The 26145-nt window shown below is 66.8% G+C and carries 27 protein-coding genes and 1 riboswitch; of the genes, 13 read left to right on the top strand and 14 right to left on the bottom strand.

Annotation, left to right across the window (positions count from 1 at the left end):
- Positions 1-3: 3 nt before the first annotated feature.
- Positions 4-1686 (bottom strand): MFS transporter, encoded by a 1683-nt coding sequence (locus A5784_RS09170; protein WP_064944713.1) that lies wholly within the window; start codon positions 1684-1686, stop codon positions 4-6.
- Between the two features lie 283 nt (positions 1687-1969).
- A riboswitch (TPP riboswitch) is annotated at positions 1970-2078 on the top strand.
- Between A5784_RS09170 and thiC the strand changes: the two genes are divergently transcribed.
- The 5 genes from thiC (at position 2072) to A5784_RS09195 (ending at position 7117) form a co-directional block, all read left to right on the top strand.
- Positions 2072-3688 (top strand): phosphomethylpyrimidine synthase ThiC, encoded by a 1617-nt coding sequence (gene thiC, locus A5784_RS09175; protein ID WP_064944484.1) that lies wholly within the window; start codon positions 2072-2074, stop codon positions 3686-3688. (Overlaps the previous riboswitch by 7 nt.)
- Before the next feature lie 56 nt (positions 3689-3744).
- Positions 3745-4527 (top strand): bifunctional hydroxymethylpyrimidine kinase/phosphomethylpyrimidine kinase, encoded by a 783-nt coding sequence (thiD, locus tag A5784_RS09180; RefSeq protein WP_197514682.1) that lies wholly within the window; start codon positions 3745-3747, stop codon positions 4525-4527.
- On the top strand, positions 4524-5165 hold the full coding sequence (locus A5784_RS09185) for an alpha/beta hydrolase family protein (protein ID WP_064944488.1): 642 nt from the start codon (positions 4524-4526) through the stop codon (positions 5163-5165). The genes thiD and A5784_RS09185 overlap by 4 nt, the downstream gene beginning before the upstream one ends.
- Positions 5162-5689 (top strand): septum formation family protein, encoded by a 528-nt coding sequence (locus tag A5784_RS09190; RefSeq protein WP_064944490.1) that lies wholly within the window; start codon positions 5162-5164, stop codon positions 5687-5689. The genes A5784_RS09185 and A5784_RS09190 overlap by 4 nt, the downstream gene beginning before the upstream one ends.
- Before the next feature lie 45 nt (positions 5690-5734).
- Positions 5735-7117, top strand: coding sequence for a cytochrome P450 (locus A5784_RS09195; protein WP_064944493.1), 1383 nt, complete (start codon positions 5735-5737; stop codon positions 7115-7117).
- 12 nt (positions 7118-7129) lie between these two features.
- On the opposite strand, the gene A5784_RS09200 is transcribed toward A5784_RS09195, so the two are convergent.
- A complete protein-coding gene (locus A5784_RS09200) occupies positions 7130-7654 on the bottom strand; it encodes a UCP032817 domain-containing protein (protein ID WP_064944714.1) in 525 nt (174 codons plus the stop codon).
- 29 nt (positions 7655-7683) lie between these two features.
- Complete coding sequence (locus A5784_RS38745; RefSeq protein ID WP_197514679.1) at positions 7684-7995, bottom strand: hypothetical protein; 312 nt, start codon at positions 7993-7995, stop codon at positions 7684-7686.
- 240 nt (positions 7996-8235) lie between these two features.
- On the opposite strand from A5784_RS38745, the gene A5784_RS09205 reads away from it, so the two are divergent.
- Genes A5784_RS09205 through A5784_RS09215 form a run of 3 tightly spaced genes read left to right on the top strand, consistent with a single transcriptional unit; the run spans position 8236 to position 10977 of the window.
- Positions 8236-9168, top strand: coding sequence for a DUF5996 family protein (locus A5784_RS09205; protein WP_064944495.1), 933 nt, complete (start codon positions 8236-8238; stop codon positions 9166-9168).
- Between the two features lie 41 nt (positions 9169-9209).
- The gene (locus tag A5784_RS09210; RefSeq protein WP_064944497.1) at positions 9210-10688 is read left to right on the top strand and encodes a flavin-containing monooxygenase; all 1479 of its coding nucleotides are present in this window, start codon (positions 9210-9212) and stop codon (positions 10686-10688) included.
- A gap of 16 nt (positions 10689-10704) precedes the next feature.
- Complete coding sequence (locus tag A5784_RS09215; protein ID WP_064944499.1) at positions 10705-10977, top strand: DoxX-related protein; 273 nt, start codon at positions 10705-10707, stop codon at positions 10975-10977.
- Here A5784_RS09215 and A5784_RS09220 read toward each other — a convergent pair.
- Positions 10944-12194, bottom strand: coding sequence for a TetR/AcrR family transcriptional regulator (locus A5784_RS09220; RefSeq protein ID WP_064944501.1), 1251 nt, complete (start codon positions 12192-12194; stop codon positions 10944-10946). The genes A5784_RS09215 and A5784_RS09220 overlap by 34 nt on opposite strands.
- Before the next feature lie 97 nt (positions 12195-12291).
- Here A5784_RS09220 and A5784_RS38750 point away from each other — a divergent pair, with 97 nt between their 5' ends.
- Both A5784_RS38750 and A5784_RS09230 read left to right on the top strand, forming a co-directional pair.
- Entirely contained in the window at positions 12292-12516 is a 225-nt protein-coding gene (locus A5784_RS38750) for a hypothetical protein (protein WP_082944728.1), read from the top strand.
- 11 nt (positions 12517-12527) lie between these two features.
- Positions 12528-12854 (top strand): hypothetical protein, encoded by a 327-nt coding sequence (locus tag A5784_RS09230; protein ID WP_064944505.1) that lies wholly within the window; start codon positions 12528-12530, stop codon positions 12852-12854.
- A 76-nt stretch (positions 12855-12930) separates the two neighbouring features.
- Here the strand turns inward: A5784_RS09230 and A5784_RS09235 are convergent, their stop codons facing one another.
- Genes A5784_RS09235 through A5784_RS09250 form a run of 4 tightly spaced genes read right to left on the bottom strand, consistent with a single transcriptional unit; the run spans position 12931 to position 16781 of the window.
- Entirely contained in the window at positions 12931-13590 is a 660-nt protein-coding gene (locus A5784_RS09235) for a GntR family transcriptional regulator (protein WP_064944715.1), read from the bottom strand.
- A 43-nt stretch (positions 13591-13633) separates the two neighbouring features.
- Positions 13634-14614, bottom strand: coding sequence for a transketolase family protein (locus A5784_RS09240; protein WP_064944506.1), 981 nt, complete (start codon positions 14612-14614; stop codon positions 13634-13636).
- On the bottom strand, positions 14611-15450 hold the full coding sequence (locus A5784_RS09245; protein WP_064944508.1) for a transketolase: 840 nt from the start codon (positions 15448-15450) through the stop codon (positions 14611-14613). The genes A5784_RS09240 and A5784_RS09245 overlap by 4 nt, the downstream gene beginning before the upstream one ends.
- A complete protein-coding gene (locus A5784_RS09250) occupies positions 15450-16781 on the bottom strand; it encodes an MFS transporter (protein ID WP_064944510.1) in 1332 nt (443 codons plus the stop codon). Before A5784_RS09250 ends, A5784_RS09245 begins: the two co-directional genes overlap by 1 nt.
- Before the next feature lie 218 nt (positions 16782-16999).
- On the opposite strand from A5784_RS09250, the gene A5784_RS09255 reads away from it, so the two are divergent.
- The 3 genes from A5784_RS09255 (at position 17000) to A5784_RS09265 (ending at position 20005) form a co-directional block, all read left to right on the top strand.
- Positions 17000-17833 carry a sugar phosphate isomerase/epimerase family protein gene (locus A5784_RS09255; protein ID WP_064944512.1) on the top strand — a complete coding sequence of 278 codons (834 nt, stop codon included), beginning with the start codon at positions 17000-17002 and terminating at the stop codon, positions 17831-17833.
- Between the two features lie 11 nt (positions 17834-17844).
- Complete coding sequence (locus A5784_RS09260; RefSeq protein ID WP_064944514.1) at positions 17845-18615, top strand: SDR family NAD(P)-dependent oxidoreductase; 771 nt, start codon at positions 17845-17847, stop codon at positions 18613-18615.
- A gap of 91 nt (positions 18616-18706) precedes the next feature.
- Positions 18707-20005 carry a uracil-xanthine permease family protein gene (locus A5784_RS09265; protein ID WP_064944516.1) on the top strand — a complete coding sequence of 433 codons (1299 nt, stop codon included), beginning with the start codon at positions 18707-18709 and terminating at the stop codon, positions 20003-20005.
- On the opposite strand, the gene A5784_RS09270 is transcribed toward A5784_RS09265, so the two are convergent.
- The 6 genes from A5784_RS09270 to A5784_RS09295 all read right to left on the bottom strand — a co-directional run bounded on the left by A5784_RS09270 (position 19961) and on the right by A5784_RS09295 (position 26144).
- Entirely contained in the window at positions 19961-20986 is a 1026-nt protein-coding gene (locus tag A5784_RS09270; protein ID WP_064944518.1) for an NAD(P)/FAD-dependent oxidoreductase, read from the bottom strand. The two genes, A5784_RS09265 and A5784_RS09270, sit on opposite strands and share 45 nt — an antisense overlap.
- Positions 20983-21492, bottom strand: a complete 510-nt coding sequence (locus A5784_RS09275; protein WP_064944521.1) for an isoprenylcysteine carboxyl methyltransferase family protein — start codon at positions 21490-21492, stop codon at positions 20983-20985. Before A5784_RS09275 ends, A5784_RS09270 begins: the two co-directional genes overlap by 4 nt.
- Positions 21492-22580, bottom strand: coding sequence for a type III polyketide synthase (locus tag A5784_RS09280; RefSeq protein ID WP_064944523.1), 1089 nt, complete (start codon positions 22578-22580; stop codon positions 21492-21494). Before A5784_RS09280 ends, A5784_RS09275 begins: the two co-directional genes overlap by 1 nt.
- A 59-nt stretch (positions 22581-22639) precedes the next feature.
- Positions 22640-24079, bottom strand: coding sequence for a M28 family peptidase (locus A5784_RS09285; protein ID WP_064944525.1), 1440 nt, complete (start codon positions 24077-24079; stop codon positions 22640-22642).
- On the bottom strand, positions 24076-25572 hold the full coding sequence (locus tag A5784_RS09290; RefSeq protein ID WP_064944716.1) for a M28 family metallopeptidase: 1497 nt from the start codon (positions 25570-25572) through the stop codon (positions 24076-24078). Before A5784_RS09290 ends, A5784_RS09285 begins: the two co-directional genes overlap by 4 nt.
- Positions 25573-25640: 68 nt before the next feature.
- Positions 25641-26144 (bottom strand): DUF1990 domain-containing protein, encoded by a 504-nt coding sequence (locus tag A5784_RS09295; protein ID WP_064944527.1) that lies wholly within the window; start codon positions 26142-26144, stop codon positions 25641-25643.
- Position 26145: the final 1 nt, after the last annotated feature.

Raw genomic sequence — 26145 nt, forward strand, 5'->3', positions numbered from 1 at the left:
CTCTCAGGCCGCGTTGTCGGCTCCAGGTTCGGTCCCATAGCGGCCCGCGCTGAACATCGACGCGATCGCACCGAGCACCATCATCACCGCTGCGGCGATGAACACCACCACCAGACCGGAGTGGAAGGGCTCGGTGATCAGCTGCGGAAAGAACTGCTGCCCGGTCAGCACATCGGCGTTGACCCCCGGTTGCTGCAGGGCGTGCGACGGGCCCAACAGCTCGGCGATCGGGTTGTAGCCAAGGAATGCCGCGAATAGGCTGCCGACCGGTGGCAGCTGGGCGACGTCGTGGGCCACCGCCGCGGAGACACCCTGCTGCTCAAGGCCGCTCGACATCGCGGTGGGCAGGGTTCCGGCGAGTCCGACGATCATCAGCGAGAAGAAGATGCCGATGGACAGTGACGAGCCCGCGTTGAAGAACGTCGCACGCACACCGGAGGCCGCGCCGCGCTCTGCGGCAGGTACCGCCGACATGATGGCAGCGGTGTTGGGTGCGGTGAAAATGCCGCCGCCCAGGCCGTTGAAGAACACCAATGCGGCGAACAGCCAGTAGTTGAAGTCGACGGGAATCATCACGAGCGCGACGAACGTGACCGCCATCAGCAGCATGCCGCCGACCGTGAACGGCCGCGCCCCGTAGCGGTCGGACAGGGTTCCGGCCAGCGGACCGGACACCAGGAATCCGATGGTCATGGGCAGCATGTAGATGCCCGCCCACAGCGGGGTGGACTCGAAGCTGTAGCCGTGCAGCGGCAGCCAGATGCCCTGCAGCCAGATGATCAGCATGAACTGCAGGCCGCCGCGGCCCACCGAGCTCATCAGGCCTGCGAGGTTGCCCATCCCGAATGCGGTGCTGCGGAACAGCCGGATGTTCATCATCGGATGCGCGACACGCAGTTCGATGACACAGAACGCGACCAGCATCAGGACACCGGCGATGATCGCGCCGAGCACCCATGGATTCAGCCATCCGGTGGTGGAGCCGCCGTAGGGCTGGATGCCGTAGGTGATGCCGGTGAGCAGCACGGTCAGCCCGATGCCGAACGTCAGCGTGCCGGCCCAGTCCAGCCGGCCCGGGCTGCGGACACCCAGTTCACGCAGCGAGCGGTAGCTCCAGATGGTGCCGAGGATGCCGACGGGGACACCGACCCAGAAGATGGCCCGCCAGTCCCATTCGGACAGCACACCGCCGATGAGCAGACCCAGGAAGGAGCCCGCGACGGCGGCCACCATGTTGACGCCGAGGGCCATGCCGCGCTGGTTGGCCGGGAACGCGTCGGTGAGGATCGCCGATGACGACGCCATCAGCATCGCGCCGCCGACGCCCTGCACCACGCGCCACCCGATCAGCCACACCGCACCGCCGCCGAGGTGGAACGGGTCCACCGAGAGCGCGATGGCCGCGACGGTGAACACCACGAAGCCCAGGTTGTAGATGCGGACCCGGCCGTACATGTCGCCGAGCCGGCCGAACAGCACCACGAGCACGGCCGTCACCACGAGGTAGCCCATGAGCATCCACAGCAGGTAACTGACGTTCGCCGGGGCCAGCGGGTTGAGCCCGATCCCGCGGAAGATCGCGGGCAGGGAGATCAGCACGATCGACGCGTTGATGGTCGCCATCAAGGTGCCCAGCGTCGTGTTGGACAGCGCGATCCACTTGTAGAACGGATGGTCGTGGTCCATCCGGATCCGCCGGCGCGCCGTCTCCAGGGCCGCCGAATCCGTGTCGGCACCGGCCTGCGGGGTAGCGCTGCCGGTTTCGTTCGCAGTCGTCGTCTCAGTCGTCATCAATCTTCTTCGTCGTCGTCATCGTCAGGTTCGTGGACCACCCAGAACGTATATATTAGCTATGCAAATCAACGGACGGCAATTCCATTGCAGTCCCGATCGCTGCTGCCAATCTCCTGGGAACCGGTCCGCTGTTCCCCACCGCGGGGCATCTGCGCTAGGTTGGTACCCGCACGATTCCAATCCACACGGGAGTGCACACCGAGTGCGCTGAGAGGACGGGTAGGCCCGTCGACCGTTGAACCTGACCGGGTAATGCCGGCGTAGGGAGATGAGCGTAATGACGCTGTCCGACGTTTCTGTTGACCTCTCCTCTGTGACCACGGGTCCCATCACGGGAAGCAGCAAGGTCTACCGCGAGATCGACGGTGTGCGGGTGCCGTTCCGCCGGGTCAATCTCACCAACGGTGAGCATCTCGACCTGTACGACACCTCGGGGCCGTACACCGACGACGATGCGGTGATCGACCTGACCGCGGGCCTTCGCCCGCGGCCCAACGTGATCCGCGACCGGGGCACCCAGCTGCAGCGGGCCCGGGCCGGCGAGATCACCGCAGAGATGGCCTTCATCGCTGCCCGCGAAGGGGTTTCACCCGAGCTGGTGCGTGACGAGGTGGCCCGCGGCCGTGCGGTGATACCCGCCAACCACAACCACCCGGAGAGCGAGCCGATGATCATCGGCAAGGCCTTCGGCGTGAAAGTCAATGCCAATATCGGCAATTCGGCCGTGACCTCGTCCATCGGCGAAGAGGTCGACAAGATGGTGTGGGCCACGCGCTGGGGCGCGGACACCATCATGGACCTGTCCACGGGCCGCAACATCCACGAGACCCGCGAGTGGATCCTGCGCAACTCCCCCGTGCCGGTCGGCACCGTGCCGATCTACCAGGCGCTGGAGAAGACCAACGGCGATCCCACCAAACTGACGTGGGAGTGCTACCGCGACACCGTGATCGAGCAGGCCGAGCAGGGTGTCGACTACATGACGGTGCACGCCGGCGTGCTGCTGCGCTACATCCCGCTGACCGTCAACCGCGTCACCGGCATCGTGTCCCGCGGCGGCTCGATCATGGCGGCGTGGTGCCTGGCGCATCACACAGAGTCGTTCCTGTACACCAACTTCGAGGAACTCTGCGAGATCCTGGCCCGCTACGACGTGACCTTCTCGCTGGGTGACGGGCTGCGACCCGGTTCGATCGCCGACGCCAACGACGAGGCGCAGTTCGCCGAGCTGCGCACGCTGGGTGAACTGACGAAGATCGCCAAATCCCATGGGGTGCAGGTGATGATCGAGGGCCCCGGGCACGTGCCGATGCACAAGATCGTGGAGAACGTCAAGCTCGAGGAAGAGCTCTGCGAAGAGGCCCCGTTCTACACCCTTGGCCCGCTGGCCACCGATATCGCGCCGGCATACGACCACATCACCTCGGCGATCGGCGCCGCGATCATCGCGCAAGCCGGCACGGCGATGCTGTGCTACGTCACCCCGAAGGAACACCTGGGCCTGCCCGACCGCAAGGACGTCAAGGACGGCGTGATCGCGTACAAGATCGCCGCGCACGCCGCCGATCTCGCGAAGGGTCACCCGCGGGCGCAGGATCGGGACAACGCACTGTCCAAGGCCCGCTTCGAGTTCCGCTGGCACGACCAGTTCGCGCTGTCACTCGACCCGGACACCGCACGCGAATTCCACGACGAGACCCTGCCCGCCGAGCCGGCCAAGACCGCGCACTTCTGCTCGATGTGCGGCCCGAAGTTCTGTTCGATGCGGATCACGCAGGACATTCGCGACGCCTACCCGAACGGAGTGCCCGACGAGATCGCGCAGGGCATGGCGGCGAAATCCCAGGAGTTCGCCGACCACGGAAATCGCGTGTATCTACCCTTAGCCCCGTGACGAACCACGAGAGCTTCCTGCCGCTGACCCCACCGGGCCAGGCCCCGCACCGGGTGATGACCATCGCCGGATCAGACTCCGGCGGTGGTGCGGGCATTCAGGCCGACCTGCGCACCTTCGCCATGCTCGGCCTGCACGGACTGGTCGCCATCACCGCGGTGACGGTGCAGAACTCGGTGGGCGTCAAGGGGTTTCACGAGATCCCGCTGGACGTGGTGGCAGGCCAGATCGAGGCCGTGGCGACCGACATCGGGCTGCAGGCCGCCAAGACCGGCATGCTGGCCTCGTCGGACATCATCGAGACCGTCGCCGAGACGTGGGATCAGCTGAGCCTCGGTGTGCCGCTGGTGGTGGACCCGGTGTGCGCCTCGATGCACGGCGACCCGTTGCTGCACCCGAGCGCTCTGGATGCGCTGCGTACCCGGTTGTTCCCGCTGGCGACGCTGGTCACCCCCAACCTCGATGAGGTCCGGCTCCTGACGGGCATCGACGTGGTGGACACCGCCAGCCAGCAGGACGCGGCCCGGGCCCTGCATGCCCTGGGACCGCGGTGGGCACTGGTCAAGGGCGGGCACCTGCGGGCCAGCACGCACAGCCCCGATCTGTTGTTCGACGGCACGGAGTTCCACGAGTTCGACGCCGAACGCGTCGACACCGGGCACGATCACGGCGCAGGCGATACCCTGGCCGCCGCGACGGCCAGTGCTCTCGCACACGGCTATTCGGTGCCCGACGCCGTGGCCTTCGGCAAGCGATGGGTCACCGAATGTCTGCGCGCGGCGTACCCGCTCGGCCACGGGCACGGCCCGGTGTCGGCACTCTTTAGATTGAACACATGAACCTGGACGCGAGCCTGGCTCCGATCGACGGCATCGCGCACGAACCCGACGGCACACCGGACGGTGTGGTGATGCTGACGCACGGGGCCGGCGGCAACCGGAATTCCCCGATGCTGGTCAAGATCTGCGATGAATGGGCTTCGCGTGGCTGGCTCGCGATCCGCTACAACCTGCCGTACCGGCGCCGCAGGCCCAAGGGTCCGCCGTCGGGGTCGGCGGCAGGCGACCGCGCCGGGATCGCCGAAGCAGTGGCGCTGGCCCGCACACTGAACGACGGTCCGGTGATCGCAGGCGGACATTCCTACGGCGGCAGGCAGACGTCGATGGCGGTGGCGGGCGAAGGCGCCGAGACACCCGTTGTCGTGGATGTCCTGACGTTGTTCTCCTATCCGCTGCACCCGCCGGGCAAGCCTGAGCGTGCCCGCACCGAGCACCTGCCGCGGATCACCGTGCCGACGGTGTTCACCCACGGCAGCGCCGACCCGTTCGGCACGCTCGACGAGCTGACCGCCGCCATCGCGCTCGTCGCCGGTCCGACCGAATTGGTCGCGATCACCGGCGCCCGGCACGATCTGGGCTCCAAGACCTCCGACGTGCCTGCCCTTGCCGTCGACGCGGCGCTACGGTTGCTGGCGTGACAAATCCGCCCGGGCATTACCCACCCCCGCCCCCGCAGCCGTATTCCGCGGAGTCCGGCCGGTTCGCGGCCCAACCGAAAAAGAAGTCCTCGGCACTCAAGTGGATCTTGATCCTCGTGGCAGTCGTCGTGGTCGTCGCCGTCGCGGCGGCCGCCGCGGTCTATTACCTGGTGAACCGCGACTCGACGCAGGCGACACAGGTCAAGGTCGGAGACTGCCTGGGCGACGTGCCCGACAGCAGCAGGGTGCTCTACGTCCACACCGTGACCTGCGATCAGCCGCACAAGGGCGAGGTGTTCTCGGTGCTGACCATGCCCGACGGCGCTTTCCCCGGTGACGCCGCCGTGATGAAGTACACCGACCAGTGCAAGCCTGCGCTCACCAACTACGCACCGAATGCCGTCAACGACGCGACCATCAAGCTGTTTGTGCTGTACCCGACCACCGACTCCTGGCAACGGGGAGACCGCACCGTCACATGCATCGCCACCAGCGATAATCCCCGCACCGGGAAATTGGGGTAACGCCCTACTCTAATCCGCGGACCTGCCCGGGCCGACACTCGACGCATGGTCGAGATCGACACTCCTGCGGTCGCCACCACCCGTGTGCTGCCGCTGGCGCCCCGCAATCCGATGCCCTACCGCCAACAGCTCAAGGCGTTGCGGCTCTTCATCGAAGGGCATCAGCGACTACGCGACGCGGGCGGTCCGGTCAGCCGCATCGTGCTGGGCCCCCGCTGGCTTGTCCCGCCGGTCCTGCTGATCACCTCGCCCCAGGGTGCGCGCGATGTCCTCGGCCGCCCCGACGCGGTCGCCGATCGCGGCGGCGCGATCAACATGATCGACCTGCGCAAGCTGATGGGCGGCAACCTGCTCAATCTGCCGCACGACCGCTGGCTGCCCCGCCGGCGCACCCTGCAGCCGATGTTCACGAAGAAGCATGTCCCGCGGTACGCCGGACACATGGCCGACGCCGCGCAGGCGGTCGCCGACAGCTGGGACGACGGCGCCACGATCGATCTGGACGCGGCGTGCCGCACCCTGACGCTGCGGGCCCTGGGCCGCTCGGTGTTCGGGCTCGACCTCGACGAGCGCGCCGAAGACGTAGGCCCGGCGTTGCGCGCGTCGTTGTCATGGATATCGGACCGCGCGATACAACCGGTCAAACTCCCGCAGTGGGTACCCACCCCGGCGCAGCGCCGGGCCAAGGCAGGCAATGCTCGACTACATCAGCTCGCCCACGAGATCCTGACCGCCGTGCGCACCGACCCCGATCGCGACGCGCCCTTGGTTCGCGCCCTGATCGAGGCCAGTGACCCGGACACCGGGCAACGTCTCACCGACGACGAAATCTGCCATGAATTGGTGCTGTTCGTGCTCGCCGGCCATGACACCACCTCGACCACACTGTGCTACTCGCTATGGGCGTTGGGCCGCCACCCCGACATCCAGGCTCGCGTGCACGCGGAGGTCGCCGCACTGGGTGACCGGCCCCTGACCCCGGAGGACGTGCCACACCTGGAGTACACCGTGCGGGTGCTGCACGAGTCGCTGCGGCTGTGCCCGCCCGGTGCGGGCACCCCCCGCATGCTCAACGAGGAGATCACCGTCGACGGCTACCGCGCCGAGGCGGGAACGATGGCGATGGTCAACTTCTACGCCATGCACCGCGACCCCGCCCTCTGGGACGATCCGCTGGAGTTCGACCCGGACCGGTTCACCCCGGAGCGCTCGGCAGGCCGAAGCCGTTGGCAATACCTGCCTTTCGGTGGCGGCCCGCGCTCGTGCGTCGGAGATCACTTCGCGATGCTGGAGGCGACCCTGGCGCTGGCCACCCTGGTGCGCGAGGTCGCAGTGACCTCGCTGCACGACGACTTCCCGGTGGACACGCCCTTCACCGTCGTCGCTGCCGAGCCGATTCCGGCGCGCGTGACCCGACGCAAAACCTGATCCCGGTCATCGTCAGAACCGCACCGCGGCAGTGAGTTTGGTGACCGACTCACAGATCTCTGCGACGCGCTCGGCGCACAGGCCCCACGGCTCGTCCACTCCGACCCGGTTGTCGAGATCCCACAGCACGCACTGTTCGCCCGGCATCGCGACGAGTTCCCATGCGATGACGGTCCTGCGCAGTTGCTCGGACATGGGCTCTGTTGCCGCGCGGCTGTTGGCCGGTGCACCGCCGACGGGCGTGTGGTGCATGAAGCGCCCATAGGCATCCGCACAGAACGACTGGTAGCGCATGGTGCACAGGATCAGGCCGTGCCACGCCTCATCCACTGCGTGCGACGGCATCCCGATCAGCTGATCGTCGGCCAACGCCGCAGCACAGCACCGCAACCACTGCCGCAAACCGGTTTTGATCAGCGCGTGCGGCTGCCACGGGCACGTCCTGAATACCGCCTGCGGCAGTTCGAGTGCCGCCACCGCGGCATAGGACCTCTCGAACCCGACCTCTCGGCGCCGTGCCGACCAGCGCGATGTCATCCCTCTGCCCTCCATGGCCTCGGCGGCGCTCAGCCGCCACAGCCTCCGCAGCCACCACAACCTCCGCAGCCACCGCCGCACCCGCCGCAACCGCCCACGTCCGAAGATTTCGACGTCTGCTTCGAGCGCGGCTGCGCAGGCGAGCCTGCCGCCCACAGCGCGGCACGGCGTGGCCGCACATAGCGGCCCGCATCCCGGCGCAGCGCCCGAATCTCCCTGCGGCACTGCTCTTCCGGGCTTACCTCGTCGCGACGGCGCGCGCCGGCGGATCGGTGCACCAGGGCGCTGGTCAGCACCACAGCCAGTGCGATCACCACCACGCCCAGTTCTGTCGTGTGCATCGTGAGCCTCCTTTGGCTCGGTGTGACGATCCCATTCTGTGAGGGCCGCCACATCCCCAGGAAGGGATCGGACCCGCATCGGGCGTTTCCTTGCACGATCCACAGATTCACCCGGCACAGCGCCGACAACTGCCGCGAAACATCCAAGGCGACAACCTGTTTGACGGACGGTCCGCGTTGTCATTGACCACGCCGCCCGGGGACGGTGTGATGTTTGCGTAAGCACGAGAAAGGACCGCAATGAGCACCTCCAACGGCTGGCCGGCCCTGCGCGTGGCGGACTGGGAACCGACCCGCGACACCCTGCACATGTGGACGCAGATCGTCGGCAAGATCCGCCTCACCCATTCGCCGCTGCTCAACCACTGGTGGCAGGTCACCCTCTATGTCAGTCCCCGGGGCCTGACCACTGGGTCGATTCCCTACGAAAACCGCCTGTTCGACCTGGAATTCGATTTCGTCGACCATGTGCTGGCAGTACGCAGCAGCGATGGCGCAGCGGCCACCGTCGCCCTGACCGCCAAGCCCGTCGCCGAGTTCTATGCCGAAACCATCGCTGCACTAGGAGAACTCGGCATCGAGGCTGGGATATCCGCGCGGCCCAACGAGGTCGATCCGGCCATTCCGTTCGCCGAGGACCACCAGCACGCGTCTTACGACCCGCAGGCCGCACACCTGTTCTGGCGCCAACTGATTCAGGCCCAGCGGGTGATCAACGAGTTCCGCTCCTTTTTCATCGGCAAGGTGAGCCCGGTGCACTTCTTCTGGGGCTCGTTCGACATGGCGTGCACGCGCTTCTCCGGCCGACCGGCGCCCGAGCATCCGGGCGGGGCGCCCAACTGCGGCGACTGGGTCATGGTCGAGGGCTACTCGCACGAGTTGAGCAGTTGCGGATTCTGGCCCGGCGGCGGCGAAGAAGGCGCCTTCTACGCGTACGCGTACCCGGAACCGCCGGGATTCGCCGAGTACCCGGTCGGCCCTGAGCCCGCCTTTTACAGCCAGGAGTTCCGCCAGTTCCTGCTGCCCTACGAGGCGGTGCGGACTTCCCCCGACCCCGACCGCGCCCTCATGGAGTTCCTGCAGTCCACCTACGCCGCGGCCGCCGACCTGGCCGGCTGGGACCGCTCGCAGTTGGAGGCCGATCCGCACAGGTGGCACGCTCCCGGCCGGTAACCCCTCGACAAAGTACCCGGTACCTGCGGTACTGTTTCGCCATGGGGGCACACGACGCGGTGATCGTCGGGGCGGGGTTCGCCGGGATCGGCGCGGCCATCCAGCTCAAACGGATGGGTATCGACGACTTCGTGATCGTCGACCGCGAAGCCGACCTCGGCGGCACCTGGCACGTCAACCACTACCCCGGCTTGGCCGTCGACGTCCCCACCACCACGTACTCGTACTTCTTCGAGCCCAACCCGCACTGGTCGCGACTGTTCTCGACGGGCACCGAGATCAAGCGCTACGCCGACGCGGTCGCCGACAAGTACGACGTGCGGCGCCACATCCGGTTCAACACGACCGTGCTGGGCGCCAGCTGGGACGAGGAGACCGCGCAGTGGCAGGTGACGGTCGCCGACGGTGAGACACTGCGGGCCCGCTACCTCTTCACCGCCACCGGGTTTCTCTCCCAGCCGCACACACCCGACATCGCGGGCATCGACAGCTTCGCGGGCCGGATCATCCACACCGCCGACTGGGATGACGAGCACGACCTCTCCGGTCGCAGCGTGGCGATCATCGGCACCGGCGCCACCGCCGTGCAGCTCATTCCCGAGCTGGCCCGCCGGGTGACTGCGCTGACCGTCTACCAACGCACCCCGATCTGGGTGGTGCCGAAGATAGACGTGCGGTTCTCACCCCGCGCCAAGGCGGTGTTCGCCCGAATACCGTTGACCCAGCGCGCCATCCGGGCCGTCACCGACGGTATCTACGCATTCATGGTCGACACCGCGGTGCTCAAACACCGTTACTTCCGTCGGCTCAACATCGCTGCGGCGGATCTGGCCAAACTGCACCGGTTCGCCTCGATCCGTGATCCGGAGCTGCGTCGCAAACTGACCCCGGACTACGACTTCGGCTGTAAGCGGCCGACATTCTCCAACAGCTACTACCGCACCTTCACCAAGCCGAACGTGCACCTGCAGGCCGACGGCATCGACCACATCGAACCGGACGGCATCGTCAACGCCGACGGCAGCAAGACCGTCATCGACACCCTCGTGCTGGCCACCGGATTCGACCTCTGGGAGGCCAATTTCCCGGCCATCGAGGTGATCGGCCGGGACGGCCGCAACCTCGGAAAATGGTGGCGCGACACCAGGTTCCAGGCCTACCAGGGCGTCTCGATGCCGTACTTCCCGAACTACCTGAGCCTGGCCAGTCCGTACGCGTTCCTCGGTTTGAACTTCTTCAACACCATGGAGTACCAGATGCGGTTGATGGACCGGCTGTTCGGTGAAGTGAAACGCCGCGGCGCCACCACATTCGAGGTGACCGAGGAGGCCAACGCGCGGTACCTGGACTTGATGACCGAGTTGCTGTCCGACTCGTTGTTCACCCTCGGCGACTGCGCTTCGGCACGGTCGTACTATTTCAATCCGAGCGGCGAAGCCACCCTGCTGCGACCCATGACTACGCGTCGGGCCGTTGCGGACGCTTCCCGATTCCCGTTGAGCGACTACGCATTTTCCTGATCAGAGAGGATCATCCATGACCGAACAGAACAACGACTCGACGCTGGCCAAGCTCGCAGGCCTCGGCCTGGCCGGAACCGGCCTGGCCCATTTCGTCAAACCGCAGTTGTTCGAATCGATCACGAAATCCGCGTTCCCCAAGGACACGCACAAGCACATCTACACCAACGGGGGCATCGAGACCGCGCTCGGGTTGGGGCTGGTGCTGCGCAAGACCCGCAAGCTGGCTCTCGTCGGAACCCTCGGATACGTCGCCTATCTGGCCGGCAACGCCGCCCGCAACCGGTAGCGCCCGAACAGGGTCAGATCGACCATGGCCGTCACAACGGCCCGGGCCTGCTCCGAATTCTGGTACCCCATGAGCCGGCCCAGGTCGATCACCAACGCCATCGCAGCATGAACCGCGAACCGCGCCTGACCGGCAGTCCACTGGGGCCGCACGGGCATCACCAGGTTCACCCAGGATTCGACTGCCGACCTCTGCAGGTCGCGCAGGATTTTCTGGTCGGCGGCGGTCATGTTGAGACGCTCGGTGTAGTAGACGTAGTCGAGTTCCGGGCGGGCGAACGAACGCGCCACGTACCCGTCGATCAGCACCGCGAGTGCCTGTTCGGGATCGGGGACGGTGCGCAGCACCTCGGCCATGTCTTCGGACAGTCGGTCGGCCGCCCGCCGGAATCCGGCCGCGAGGATGTCGGTCTTGCCCGAGAAGTACCGGTAGATGCCCGATGCCGGCATGCCGACCGCACTCGCGATGTCCTCCATGGTGGTGTCGCGGTAGCCGTTCTGGTTGAACAACCGCAGCGATTCACTCAGCAACGCTTCGTATTTGGTGGGACCGGCGGGAGGTGGGGTTACCGACGCCACCGGATCAGCGGCAGTGGGAAGCTCGGGCAGATCCGCGGTGAGCACGGTGTCGACGATCTCGGCGAGAACTGCACGGATCTGGCCGGCAGGCAGCTTGGCCCGATGGTCGACGATGCTGCCGAGCACGCTGAGCACCGCGGTGGACAACGTCCAGCGCTCGTGCGATCCGAGTTCGGGCCGCAGCGCCCGCAGCGGCCGCTGGATGCGCAGGTGCACGGTGCGCATCTGGCTGTTCAACGCAGCCTGATCGTCGCCGCGCAGGAACCGGGCCTCCCAGCGGTACAGGCCACCGGACTCCCGGTTGGCCAACGCGGTGTCGGTCAGGGCGGCGACCAGCCGACGCAGTTCCTGACGCGGGTCGGTTTCGGTCTCGTCGGCGAACGCGGTGCCGTCGACCAGTTGCTGGCCGAGATTGAGCACGGCGTCGCGGAACAGTTCGTACTTGCTCGAATAGTGCCGGTACAACGCGGCCGCCGAGATCCCGACGCGCGACGCGATGGCCTCCATGCTGACACCGTGATAGCCGAGGGCGCTGAACTCCTCCGCCGAGGCGCGCGCGATCTGGGCTTTCCGGTCTTTCGGGCGGCGCCGCACGACATCTGCACTCCGGTCGCCGCGGGTGGGCGGGGTGCGCGCCATGTCGACACCATAAACGGACCCGCGAATGTGGTCAAAGGGGCCGGACACGACGGAATGGGCATTAACATAGCCAGGGTTGATGCCGGATGGGGGTCCCGTGCTGGTCAGGTTGCGAAGATTGCTGGCGTACCGTGTCGCGGTCGGCGAGTTGATCGTCATCGCGCTGATCATCGGCACCCCATACGGGCTGATCGGGGTGATCTGGTCGAGCACCCACACCGAACATCTCCGCGAGATGTCCGGCCTGGACGCCGTGGTGTCGGCGCTCGGGTCGATCGTCTCGTGGCCGGTGCTGCTGTTCGCCGACGTTTGTATGACCTGAAGGGGGCATAGATGAGTTATCGAGCCGTGTATCTCGGGATCGCCGGTCTGGTGGTCCTCGGCATCGGCCTGTATCTGATGAGCATGCCGGTGTACCTCGACGACTTCGACCAGTACGGCATGCAGATTCCGTGCGGGTCGTCGTATTCGGCGCATCTGGTGCAGGCCAGCGCCGCTGGAGACCAGTACGTCGACAAGTGCGGTTCAGCGCTGCTGACGCGCCGGCTGTGGACCATCCCGGTGGTGGCACTCGGTGCCCTGGCGGTCCTCGCGGTCCTCGTGCGCGCAGCGACGTCGTCGGCGCACGAATCACTCATTCCGACGCGCGACACTCACTGAGCTCTCAGCGTCGAATGGCCAGTTGCCGCACGGATTTTCGCGAATCGCGTGCCACAACTGGCCAGTCGCGGGATAGCTAGTCGACCAATACCGCCGCGGCGGTGCACATGTGGTCGCGGACCGCAGTAGCGGCCGCGACCGGATCGCCCGATTCGATGGCCTCGACGATGTCGAGATGCCGCTTGGCGTCCATGTTCTTCAGGGCCCGGTCCACCCCGGCGTACATGATCGACATCCGGATGCTGCCCTCCAGGGACGACCACGAATGCAGCAGGGTTTCGTTGCCGCTCAGGTGACACAAGGTCCGGTGGAACTTGAGGTCGGCCTCGATGCGGTCCTCCAGGTTGGCCGCGGCCCATCGCTCCATGTCGGCGACGGCGCTGCGCAGGGCCAACACCGCCGTGGCCCGGTCGTCCCGCGACGCCAGGTCGCTGGCGGCCAGCGACTCGAGGGCACCACGGACGTCGAAGATGTCCTTGATTTCCTTGGCGTCGAGGTGCCGGACCGACAGGCGACCGCGCGCCCCCGCCGAGATCAGCCCTTCCTGCTGCAGTTGGCGCATGGCCTCGCGCAACGTGCCGCGGCTGATCTGCAGGGCATCGGACAGGTCGGTCTCCACGAGGTGGGTACCGGGCTGCAGCTGGCCAGAGGTGATGGCGCGGCGCAGCGCGGAGAGCGCCTGTTCGCGCAGGCTGGTCTTCTCAAGTCGCAGCAGCGACGGGGCCTCGACCGACATGACCTGCTCCTTGAGTGTCAACATTTGTTTGTCAACAGTGATCCTACAGTCGCTCGAGTACCGACGCGACGATTCGCCGAGTCGACAAGCCGTAGCGGTCGTGCAGCGTCGGAAGTGCCCCGGCGGCCAGGAATTCGTCCGGCAACGCGATGGGCGTCACCTGCCGGCTGATCCCACGCTGCACCAGCGCCGAGGCCACCGTCTCGAACAAGCCGCCGACCACGGTGTGGTTCTCCAGCGTCAGCGCGAGGCGGTCCGAATCAAGTTCGCGCAGCACGGTTTCGGCGTCGAACGGCTTGAGCGTCGGCGCGTGCACCACGGCGACATCGACATGGTGGGCCGTCAGTTCCTCAGCTGCCAGCAAGGCCCGCATCGTCATCAGGCCGCTCGAGACGAACACGACGTCGGTGCCGGGCCGCACCACCTTGGCCTTGCCGAGCTCGAAGGTGTATCCGTACTCATCGAGGACAGTAGGCACGTTTCCCCGGAGCAGACGCAGGTACGTGGGGCCGGCATGTTCGGCCAACTGGGGCACGGCCTGCTCGATGTCGACCGAATCGCACGGGTCGACGATGGTCAGCCCCGGCATCCCCCGAAAGATTGCGACATCCTCGGTGGCCTGGTGCGACGGCCCGTAACCCGTTGTGAGCCCTGGCAATCCGCCGACGATGTTGACATTGAGGCCCGGCTCGGCGATGTCGAGGCAGATGAAGTCGTAGGCCCGCCGGGCGGCGAACACGGAATAGGTTGACGCAAAAGGAATCAGGCCGGTCTCGGCCATGCCGGCGGCGGCGCCGAACAACAGCTGCTCGGCCATGCCCATCTGGAAGAACCGCTCCGGAAAAGCCTGGGCGAAGATGTGCATGTCGGTGTACTTGCCCAGATCGGCGGTGAGCCCGACGATGCGGTCATCGGCCTGCGCGGCTTTCACCAGGGCGTGTCCGAACGGTGCGGGTGTGGTCTTCTGCCCGGGATCGGCGAACGACGCGATCATCGCCGAGGTACGAAGTTTGGTGGTGCTCATGCCGATACTCCTTGGCGTCCTGCGGTTGATTCGGCGGTCAATTGGTCTCGGCAGATCTGCCACTCGTCGGCGTCGATCCGCATGAAGTGCGCCTTCTCACGCGTTTCCAGCAGCGGCACACCTTTGCCAACCTTGGTGTCGCACAGGATGACTGAGGGCTGTTCGGTACTGACACCGTCGAATGCGGCAAGCAGCGCCTCGACGTCGTTGCCGTCAACGCGCTGGACGTGCCAGCCGCAGGCCGCCCATTTGTCGGACACGGGTTCGGTGCGCAGCACACCCTCGGTCGGGCCGTCGGCCTGCAGCGCATTGATGTCGACCATCGCCACGAGATTGCCGAGCCGGTGATGCGACGCGCCCATCGCGGCCTCCCACGTCGAACCTTCGTCGAGTTCACCGTCGGAGAGAAAGTTGATCACCCGGGCGCTGTTGCCCTGGTGGCGCAGACCCAGCGCCATGCCGACGGCCACCGCGAGGCCGTGGCCCAGCGATCCCCCGGAGATCTCCATACCTGGTGTGTAGCTGGCCATTCCGGACATCGGCAGCCGGGATTCATCGGATCCGTAGGTGTCGAGTTCGGCGACGTCGACGATGCCCGCTTCGGCCAGTGCCGCGTACAGCCCGATCGCGTAGTGCCCGGTGGACAGCAGGAACCGGTCCCGCTCGTCCCAATGCGGGTCGTCGGCGCGGAAGCGCAGCTGATCGGCGTACACCGCGGCGAGCATGTCGGCGGCACCGAGTGCCTGCCCGACATAGCCCTGCCCTTGGGCCTCACCCATGTTCAGTACGTGGTGACGCATCCGGTAGGCAGCATCACGCACCTTCGCCGCGCGCATCAGGCGGCCAGCGCCTGGTCGGAGGCGGCCTTGTCGGCAGCCTGGCGTTCGGCGGATCCCCAAGTTTCGCGGGTCACCAGCGCGGCCCACAGGCCGATCGCAGCGTACGCGGAGAACAACAGAGCAGGTCCCATCCATCCCATCCATTCGAATAAAAGTGTCGTGATGAAGGGCGTGAAGCCCGACACCATCGCCGAGATCTGGTATGCCAGTGAGGCTCCCGACGCCCGGGTGTTGGCGGTGAACAGCTCCGGGAACCAGGCCCCCTGGGAGCCGGCGAGCGCGTTCTGACACACCCCGTAGGCGATCACGACGGTCGCGATGATGAGGAAGAACAGTCCCGTGTTCACCAGCACGAACATCAGCACGCCGAAGGGGATGCCGAAGGCGCACACCCATATGTAGACCGGCCTGCGCCCGGCCTTGTCGGTCAGCCGCGCCCATCCTGCGGTTGCGAAGATGCCGATCGCGGCAGCAATACACAGGGCGACAAGGGTTTCGGTGGCAGTGGCCAGTTTCGCGGTCTTGAGGTAGGAGATCATGTAAGTGATCGAGACTGCATAGCCGGCGGTCTCGGCGACGCGAAGGCCGATGCCGCGCAGGATGTTTCGCCAGTCGTTCTTGAGCACCTCGACGATGGGCGCCTTGACGATCTTGCCCTCGTCCTTGACGTCTTCGAAGACCGGCGACTCGGGCACCTTGGCCCGGATGATCAGACCGACGACGACCAGCACGATGCTGGCCAGGAATGGCACCCGCCATGCCCAGTCCCCGCCGAGGTGCACGCTGACCAGGAACACCAGGTTGGCCAGCAGCAGCCCTACCGGGAAGCCGGCCTGCACGATGCCGGTGTAGCGGCCCTTTTCCTTCCACGGAGCGTGTTCGTAGCTCATGAGGATGGCGCCGCCCCACTCAGCGCCGAACGCCAGGCCCTGAATGATCCGCACGGTCACCAACAGCACGGGCGCGATCACGCCGACCGCGGCATAGGTGGGCAGCAGCCCGATCGCGAAGGTGGACAGGCCCATGATGAGCAGCGAAGCCACCAGCACGGGTTTGCGCCCGACCTTGTCGCCGAGGTGACCGCCGATGATGCCACCCAGTGGGCGGGCCGCGAAGCCGACACCGAGGGTGGCAAAGGATGCCAGGGTGCCCGCGACCGGGCTTGAGTGCGGGAAGAACGCGTGGCCGAAGTACAGCGCGGCGGCGGTTCCGAACCCGATGAAGTCGTAGGTTTCGATCACGGCGCCGACGGCAGAGCCGACCGCTACCCGCTTGGCGTCCTTGGTGCCAAGTACGGGACCCCGCATTTTCAGAGCGTCATCGCTCATGGGCGTCATCCTTTCAAATCCCGCTCAATCCAGGTCTACCTGCGAGTTGCCTGAGATGTTGACTGTCAACAACGTGGTAGATGTCACCCAGTGTGAGCCCGCACACAGGTCAGTGTCAACAGTCAACATGATTTATTGCCGCCCGTTGACTGTTAACAGTCAACGGCAGTAGTGTGGGCCCCGCCACAACGTGAAGGTCCGGGAGAAAGCGCCGCCAGATGTCAGCTCATTCGTTTCACAGCCGACTGGGCTGTTCGACCATCAGCTTCCGCCACCAGCGGTTGTCCAAGGCCCTGGACACCATCGCCGGCCTGGGCTTCACCGAGATCGACCTCGGTGCGCTGCCCGGGGTGTGCGACCACGTGCCGTTCGTCCTCGACGAGGACGCCGTGCGCGATGTCTCGGCCACCGTTGCGGCGTCGGGCATCCGGGTCCGTTCCATCAACGGCGACATCGGCGATCTCAATGCCGCACTGGATGCCCAGGGCCGGGCCGCGCGGGACCGCCACCTGGCGATGCTGGTCGAGCTGACCGCCGCCACCGGCGCCGACGCCCTGGTACTGCCCTGTGGTGCGCTCGACCACGAGCCGATCACCTCGCTCGACGAAGACCTGACGACCGTTGCCGGTGAACTGGCCGCGGCCTCGAAGGTCGCCGCCGCCCGCGGCGTCGCGCTGTGGACCGAGTCACTGCACTTCTTCCGGTTGTGCTTCGACATCGAACGGGCCCAACGGCTCGCCGACCGACTCGACGAAAACGTCGGAATAGTCATGGATTTCAGTCACATCGTGGCGTCCGGCGGCGATCCCGTCGACTTCGTGGCACGGTTCGGGCCACGCATCCGGCACGTGCACATCCGTGATGCCGTCCCCGGCAACATCAATCTGTCGGTCGGCAACGGCCAGGTCGATTTCGCGACCGGACTCAAGAGCCTCGCGGCCGTCGGCTATTCGGGGCACTTCGCGCTGGAACTGGAAACCCGCGACGTCACCCACGACGAACGTCCCGCCGCTGCCGCCGCGGCCGGAAATCTCATCTCCGCCCTGATCTGAAAGGACTCGCAATGTCTGTCACCCGCACCGCCGTCGTCACCGGAGCCACCTCCGAGAAGGGCATCGGCGTGGCCGTTGCCGAGCGCTACGCCAAGGAAGGCTGGGGCGTCGTGATCCTCGATCTGGACGGCGAGAAGTCCGCCAAGGTCGCCGCCGAGATCGGCAACCAATTCGGGGTACCTGCGTTCGGCCATGCCGTCGACGTCACCTCCGAAGAGTCGGTCACCGCCGCGTACGACGCGGTTGCCGCCGAGGTCGCCGCGGGCAACCTGCCCACCGTCGGCGCGCTGGCCAACATCGCAGGCATCACCTCCCCCGTGCCGTTCCTGGAGACCACGCTGAATCTGTGGAACCAGGTCATGGCCGTCAACGCCACCGGAACCTATTTGGTGACAAAGGCTTTCCTGCCCGACATGATCGACGCCGGCTGGGGCCGCATCGTCAACATGAGCTCGGTGTCCGCGCAGCGCGGCGGCGGCGTCTTCGGCAAGGTGCCCTACTCCTCGGCCAAGGCCGCGATCCTGGGCTTCACCAAGTCGCTGGCCCGCGAGATCGCCAACACCGGCGTCACGGTCAACGCCGTCACCCCGGGCGCGGTCGACACCAACATCCGCGTCGGCTCCACCGATGAGCAGGAAGCCAAGCTGGCCGCCGACATCCCCGTCGGCCGCACCGCCACCACCGACGAGGTCGCCGCCGTCATCACGTTCCTGTCCAGCCAGGACGCCAGCTACCTCACCGGCACCACCGTGGACATCAACGGTGGCAGCCACATGCACTGACACCGCCGTCATCGCGTCGAGTGGCCAGTTTTTACAAGGATTTTCGCGACAAACGTGGCATAACTGGCCACTCGACGCCTATAGATAGTGCGTGACCCTGCTGAGTTGGAAACGCGTCGAGGCCCGCGCAGACGACGACTTCGTCGTCGCCCCCGGTGAGCGGCTGGACTGGCCCCGGACCGTCGGCATCGGCGCCCAGCACGTGGTGGCCATGTTCGGCGCCACCTTCCTGGTTCCGGTGCTCACCGGCTTTCCGCCGTCCACCACGCTGTTGTTCTCCGGCGTCGGCACCGTGCTGTTCCTGATCATCACGGGTAACCGGCTGCCCAGCTATCTGGGTTCGAGCTTCTCGGTGATCGCCCCGGTGACGGCGGCGGTCGCCTCCCACGGCACGGGCAGCGCCCTGGGCGGCCTCATCGCGCTCGGTGTGCTGCTCATCATCGTCGGCGCCGTCGTGCACCTGATCGGGACCCATTGGATCGACCTGACGCTCCCGCCGGTGGTGACCGGCGCGATCGTCGCGCTGATCGGCTTCAATCTGGCTCCGGCCGCCAAGAACAACTTCGAGAAGGGCCCGGTGGTCGGCCTGGTCACCCTGGTGGTGCTGGTCGCGACGCTGGCGTTCTTCCGCGGCATCATCGGGCGGCTGGCCATCTTCGGGGCGGTGGTGATCGGTTATGTGCTGGCGCTGATCCTCGGCGAGGTCGACACGTCCGCGATCGCCGCTGCGCCGTGGCTGGGGCTGCCGCACTTCCAGACGCCGACCTTCACCGTCGCGGTGCTGCCGCTGTTCCTGCCCGCGGTGATCGCATTGATCGCCGAGAACATCGGGCACGTCAAGTCGGTGGGGCAGATGACCGCCACCGACATGGACCCCCTCGTCGGCCGAGCACTGGCAGCTGACGGGCTGGCTACTGTACTGGCCGGTGCCGGTGGCGGATCGGCGACCACCACCTACGCCGAGAACATCGGGGTGATGGCCGCCACCCGGGTCTACTCGACCGCGGCGTACTGGGTGGCGGCCACCGTGGCGATCGTATTGTCGTTGTGCCCCAAGGTCGGTGCCGCGATCTCGGCCATCCCGCCGGGGGTACTGGGCGGTGCGACCGTGGTGCTCTACGGGCTGGTCGGGGTGCTCGGCGTCCGGATCTGGCTCACCAACCACGTCGACTTCGCCAAGCCGATCAACCAGATGACCGCGGCGATCCCGCTGATCATCGGTATCGCCGATTTCACCTGGACCGCAGGCTCTTTGACGTTCACCGGGATTGCCCTTGGCTCCATCGCGGCGTTGGTGGTCTACCACGGGATGCGCGTGCTGCAGTTCGCCGGCGGACAGCGGAACTCACTGCCCCAGCGCGTCGACCACCGCGGAGAACACGACGGGTAGCGCAGCGGCCGCCGGTGTGATGCTCGCCCGCACCGGACGAAAACCGCTGCCGTACAACAGCGCTGCGGTGAGAAAGCGGTAGCGCCGGGTCAACGCCCGCCACTGCCTGTCGTAGTCGCCCGGCCGGTCCGCCAGCACGCAGCCGACCAGCAACTCGGCCGCACCGAACGCCAAGCCCATCCCCTCGCCGGTCAGTGCGTCGATGTAGCCCGCCGCATCCCCGACCAGCAGCACGCGGCCCGCGCTGCGGTGCCGGACCTTCTGCCGCAACGGGCCCGCGGCCCGGTCGCTGCCGTGAGGGCACCCGCGGATCCGGTCGGCCAATGCCGGGAATTTCTCGACGTGCTCCTCGAACCGTCCGCGGGCCGACGTCAGGATCGCCACGCCGACACAGTCGTCGGCGACCGGGGTCACGTAGGCCTCGCTGGCCTCCCCATCTCGGGCCCAGTACACCTCGACACAGTCCGACCACGGCGCGATCCGGACATGGCGCCGGATGCCCCATCGCCGCCGCGGCCCGTTGTCCTCCGACAACCCGAGCGAACGGCGGATCGGCGAGTGCAGCCCGTCGGCCGCGGCCAGATACCTCGCCTGAAGCCCCGCCGCCGACACCGAATTCGAATCCTGGTGTACCACACCGACTTCGCCCTGCACCACCTTCACCCCGGCTGCCGCTACCGCGTCGGACAACGCGGCGTGCAGTACCGTGCGCCGCACGCCACGACCTGCTGCGCCGGAGAACCGCGCCTCGGCAACGCGGCGGCCATCGAGATAACGGATGCCGCGGAACTCGTGCCCCTCTGCGTCGACCCCCAGCGCCTGCAGGTGACGCACCGAATGCGGCATCAAGCCCTCGCCGCAGGCCTTGTCGATCGGGCCGCACCGACGTTCCACCACCACCGTCTCGAGCCCGGCGCGCGCTGCGTGCACCGCGGTGGCCAGACCGGCAGGCCCACCGCCCGCAACCAACAGATCAATCACGTCAAACCTTGCAACGCATCGTTTTCCACCCGGATCCGGGTCCGCAACAACGCCGCGTTGGCGACGGTGAAGATCAGTGCGGTGAGCCACGCGCCGCCCACCAGTGGCAGGGCCACGCCCTCGGTCACCACCGCGACGTAATTCGGGTGCGGCACCACGCGGTACGGGCCACCGGTGACCCGCTCAGCCCCCGGTATCACCACCACCCGGGTGTTCCACTGGCGCCCCAGCGTCGTGATGCACCACCACCGCAGCCCCTGCGCGGCCAGCACCAGCGCCAGCATCGGCCGGCCCAGCCACGGGCGGTAGGGCCTGCGGCGCGCCTCCAGCAGCGCACCGGCCAGCAGTCCCGTATGCAGTGCGACCATCACCGGATAGTGGCCGGCACCGAACTCCTTGCCGCCGTTGGCTTTACTCCACGCCAGATTGCGCCGGGAGACCACGAGTTCGGCCACTCGCTCGGCGGCGACCGCGGCGATGAGGACGGTTACCCCTCTGCGGCCCATCAGCGCCAACGCAGCAGGACGAGTTCGGAGCAGAACCCCGGGCCCATGGCCATCAGGACTCCCGGGGTGCCCGGCGCGGGGCGCTTGCAGATGGTGTCCCGCAACACGTGCAGCACCGACGACGACGACAGGTTGCCCACCTCTGCCAGCGATTGCCAGGTCAGATCCAATGCGTCGGAGGGGAGTTCGAGCGTCTCGATGATGGCCTCGATCACCTTGGGCCCGCCGGGGTGACTCACCCACGACTCGACGTCGCCGACGGTGAGGCCATGTGCGGCAAGGAAACCGGTGACGTCGTCGCCCAGGTACCTGCCGACGAAGCCCGGTACCTCTGCGCTCAGCACGATCTCGAACCCGTCACTGCCGATATCCCAGCCCATGGCGTGCAGCGAATCCGGGTACAGGTGGCTGCGGGAGTCAAGGACATCCGGGCCGCTCGGGTCGAGCTTCTTTGCCCGTTGGGCACCGACGGCCACCACGGCCGCGGCCCCGTCGCCGAACAGCGCGCCTGCAACCAGCGTCGGCATCGACGGATGGTGTTTGCGTGTCAGCGAACACAGCTCCACCGACACCAGGACCGCGACCTTGTCGGGAGCGCCGCGCAGATAGTCGTTGAGCCGGGCGATGCCTGCCGCTCCGGCCACGCACCCCAGACCGAAAATCGGCATCCGCCGGACATCGGGTCGCAGCCCCAACCTACCGGCGATGCGCGCATCCAGCGAAGGAACCACCGCGCCGGTGACCGTCGTGGTGATGATCAGATCGACGTCCTGCGGGCGCAGGCCCGCCTCTTCGAGCGCACCCGCCAACGCCTGGCACCCCAGCTCGGTGGCGTGTTCGATGAACAGGTTGTTGGTCTCACCGAAATCGCTGAGCGTCGCATACTCTTCCAGCGGCCTCACGAGGTAGCGGCTGTTGACCTTGGCGCTCTTGTGCAGCGCGCGCACCACGTCGGCGACCTTGTCATACCCCGGCAGCGCGAGCAGGGCCTCGGTGACCTCGTCCTGGGTATATCGATTGGGCGGGAGTACACCGTGAACGCCGGCGATTGTGCTGTGACTGACAATGTGGCCGAAGTCAATTCCCATACCTGTACTACGGAGTCGCCCGCGGTGAGGTTCACCGGGATTCGATGATTTTTTCTGATTCAGCGTGGGCGGCGATTTCGTTTGTCGTGCGACGGAACCCCGTTGACGCCGTCGATCGACATCGCGTAGCTACCGACAGCAAACGCCGCCGCGGGTCCCATGATTGACAGCGCATGGGCATCGACATTGTCGACGGTGTCGCGCGGGGTGTGGTAGTTCGGGTCGAACGGCTGGCCGGCTTTACCGCCCCAGAGCCGCGCTTGCACTTCCGTTTTGCGTTGCGACGATCCCGTGGTGGTACCGCCGATGGGCACGCCTGCGGCGAGGAAGGCGGTGTAGTCGGTGGTGTCGCTCAGCGGCATGTCGGCGGGCCGTACTCCGGCGAGGTTGAGGTAGCCGGCGAGGGTGCGCTCGATGCCCGCCGAGCCGTCGGGAACCGACTTGACTGTCGTGGTGGCGGCAGACTGGTCACCGTCGTAGGTGAAGTACCCGGCGTTGGTGGAACCCAGCATCTCGAAGTTCAGGTACAACGCAACATCGGCGAGCTGACCCGCGTCGAGCCCCTTCACATACTGCGTCGAGCCGTCCACCCCGGTCTCTTGGCCACCCCAGAACGCGAACCGCACCGCGTTGTGCACCGCTGGCGAACCACCCAGTTGCAGTGCGGTTTCCAGCAACGCGGCCACGCCGGTGGCGTTGTCGTTGATACCCGGGCCGCCGCGGATGCTGTCCAGATGCGCCCCGGCCATCACGACATCGGAGGTTGACCCGGTCTTGGTCTGCGCCACCAGGTTTCGCGACTTGATCAGTTCGGACTTGCCGTCCAGCGTAAGTTTGACCGCGGCCGACGTGCCCAGCAGTGCGGTGTCGGCGGACTTCTCGATGATGCCGACCGGCACCTTCAGCTGCCGGTAGTAGCCCGGAGTGAACAGGCCTGTGGGACTGGGCTTCACGGTGCTGACCACCAACAGCCCGACCGCGCCCTGCGCCACGGCGGTGTCCTGTTTGACCACAACGGAGCAGCCGGTGTCGTCGACGACCGCGATGGCTCCGGTCATCTTCTTTGAGCCGTAATCGGCTGCCGTGCAACCCGTGAGCTTGGTGGGATGCAGGGTGGGCGCGTTCAGTCCGCCTGGCGGTGTCTGGACCAGCAGCGACCCTTGAACGACCGGGTACCGAGTTCCGTCGACCACCAGCGCCGGATCGCCGCCCTGCATGGGCCCGAGCCGGTCGAATTCCGGGGTCTGCACATCGAAACCCTTGTCCTTCAACAGCTTCGAGACGTAATCGAGGCTGGCGTCGTACCCGGGAGTACCTTCTGCCCGGTTGCCGCCGTTGGCCTCGGCGATGTCCGCGAGCTTGTGCAGGTGCGTGTACATGGCGTCGACGGTGATCCGAGCCGCCAGGTCATGTGACAGATCGGTCGGCGGCGGCGACTGCGATGAACACCCGGTTACGGCGACGGCCACCAGCGCCGCGGCGGCCCAACCGGCCTTCACGAGGGGGTGACCTCGTGGCGGGTGCGGTCGGATCTGATCGGAATTCCGTTGCGGCCACTCTGATCCTGCGCGTACAGGCCCGTCACGTAGGCGACCCCCTCGCCGTGGATCTGCAGCGCGGTCGGGTCGACGTGGTCGATGGTGTCGGTGGCCTGGTGGTAGTTCGGGTCGAACGGCTGATCGACCTTGCCCTGCCACAGCTTCGCCTCCTCCTCCGACATCTTGTCCTCGGCTCCGGAGAACAACCCGCCTGCCGGGATACCCGCCAGCGTGAAACCGTCGTAGTCGGACCGGCCGTCGAAGCTGGTGTCGCGCGGCGTCTTTCCGGCGTTTTGCAGGTAGGTGGCCAACGTCCGCTCGATACCCGCCGAGCCCTCCGGCACCCGGGCCGGACCGCTGGGATCCGGTGGTGCGGACTGGTCGCCGTCGTAGGTGAAGTAGCCGGGATTGGGTGAGCCCAGCATGTCGAAGTTCAGGTACATCGCGATGTCCTTGAGTGCTTCGAGGTCCAGCGACTCCACATAGTTGCGCGAGCCGAGCAGGCCCTCCTCCTCGGCACCCCAGAACCCGAAGCGCACCGCGTTCTTGATGTCGGGCGAAACACCCAGCTGCAGTGCGGTTTCCAGCACCGCGGCGACCCCGGATCCGTTGTCGTTGATGCCCGGCCCCTCGGGCACGCTGTCCAGATGCGCGCCCAGCATGACCACGTCGGCGGTCGAACCGGTCTTGGTCTGGGCGATCACGTTGCGGGTGTGCTCGGTGCGGATACCGGCGTTGAGCTTGATGGTGGTCGGCCCCGGGGCCGAGCGCAGCCGGGCGCCGTCGGCCTTGGTCACGCTGACCACCGGGATCTTGACGTCGGTGCGCTCGCCGAGCGTGCCGCCCATCTGATCGCCGTCCTGGTTGTTGGCCACGATCAGCGCAACGGCGCCGCGTTCGACGGCCGCGGTCTCTTTGGCACTGAACGCGCAGTGCCCGCGATCGACCAGCACGACCGCACCGGCGACCGGCAGCCCGTCGTAGTCCTTGGCCTCGCAACCCGGGGAGTCGCCGGCGCGGGCGGGGACCAGCGGCCCGGACACCCCTTCGGCGCCGGTGCCGATGGTGTACAGCAGCGGCTTGGCGGTCACCGGCTGACCACCCACGGTGACCTGGGGATCTTCGGAGAACGGTATGCGCACCTGGAACTCGGGCGTTTGCACGTCGAAACCCTTGTCGCGCAGGGTTTTCGCCACATAGTCGACACTCGCGTCAAAGCCGGGTGTGCCGAGCGCGCGGGTGTTCCCGTTGGCGTTGGCGATGTCCTGCAGCTTCTTGAGGTGGCCCATCATCGCGTCCACCGACACCTGGTGACGCAACTGCTCGGCGAATTCCCGGGCCGCGGGCGGGGCCGCAGGCGTATCGACGTTGAGTTCGGTCTTGCTGTCACAGCCGGCCAAAGCCGCGGTCAGCACCACCGCGCCAAGGACCGCCCCCGTCAAATTGCGTCGCATTGCACCCACCGTAGTGGGTAGCTCCGCGGGCAGGGCGGCGTTAATCGGTCGCGTGCCGCCGAGCACCTTCAGGCGTCGGTCTGCAGTGCCTTCAGGTAGCGGTTCGTGACGAGTCTCTGCGCAACAGCTGCGGGAATCGCGGCGAGCTTGCTCCACCACGTGGCGGGCCGGGAGAACGCGACCACATCCACATACACGCGGCCTTCGTCATACCGGACGGCGAACAACTCTTCCCCGGACTCGGGATGCCCACGCAATGTCCCATAGGCGAAGCCGCGCCGGTCGGGTTCGTCGACGGTGTAGACGACCCGGCCGTAGGCCGGCACCGGTCCCAACCGGATTATGAGCAGCGCCCCTTCCTCGGCGAGTTCCGACGAGGTCTGGATGCGTAACCCCGCACCGCGTTGCACGCCCCAGTGCATCAACCGCTCGGCTGCGTTCTCGAAGCAGCTCCGGCCCTCACCGAGAGCGGCGGTCCGCCGGATGTGGTGATACCCGCTCGGCAATTCCCCGGCAGTGGCTCCGACTTCGGGGTAGTTCAACGGTTTGCGGCCCACTGCGGCCCAATCCATG

The sequence above is a fragment of the Mycobacterium sp. 852013-50091_SCH5140682 genome (assembly GCF_001665685.1).
Taxonomy (GTDB): domain Bacteria; phylum Actinomycetota; class Actinomycetes; order Mycobacteriales; family Mycobacteriaceae; genus Mycobacterium.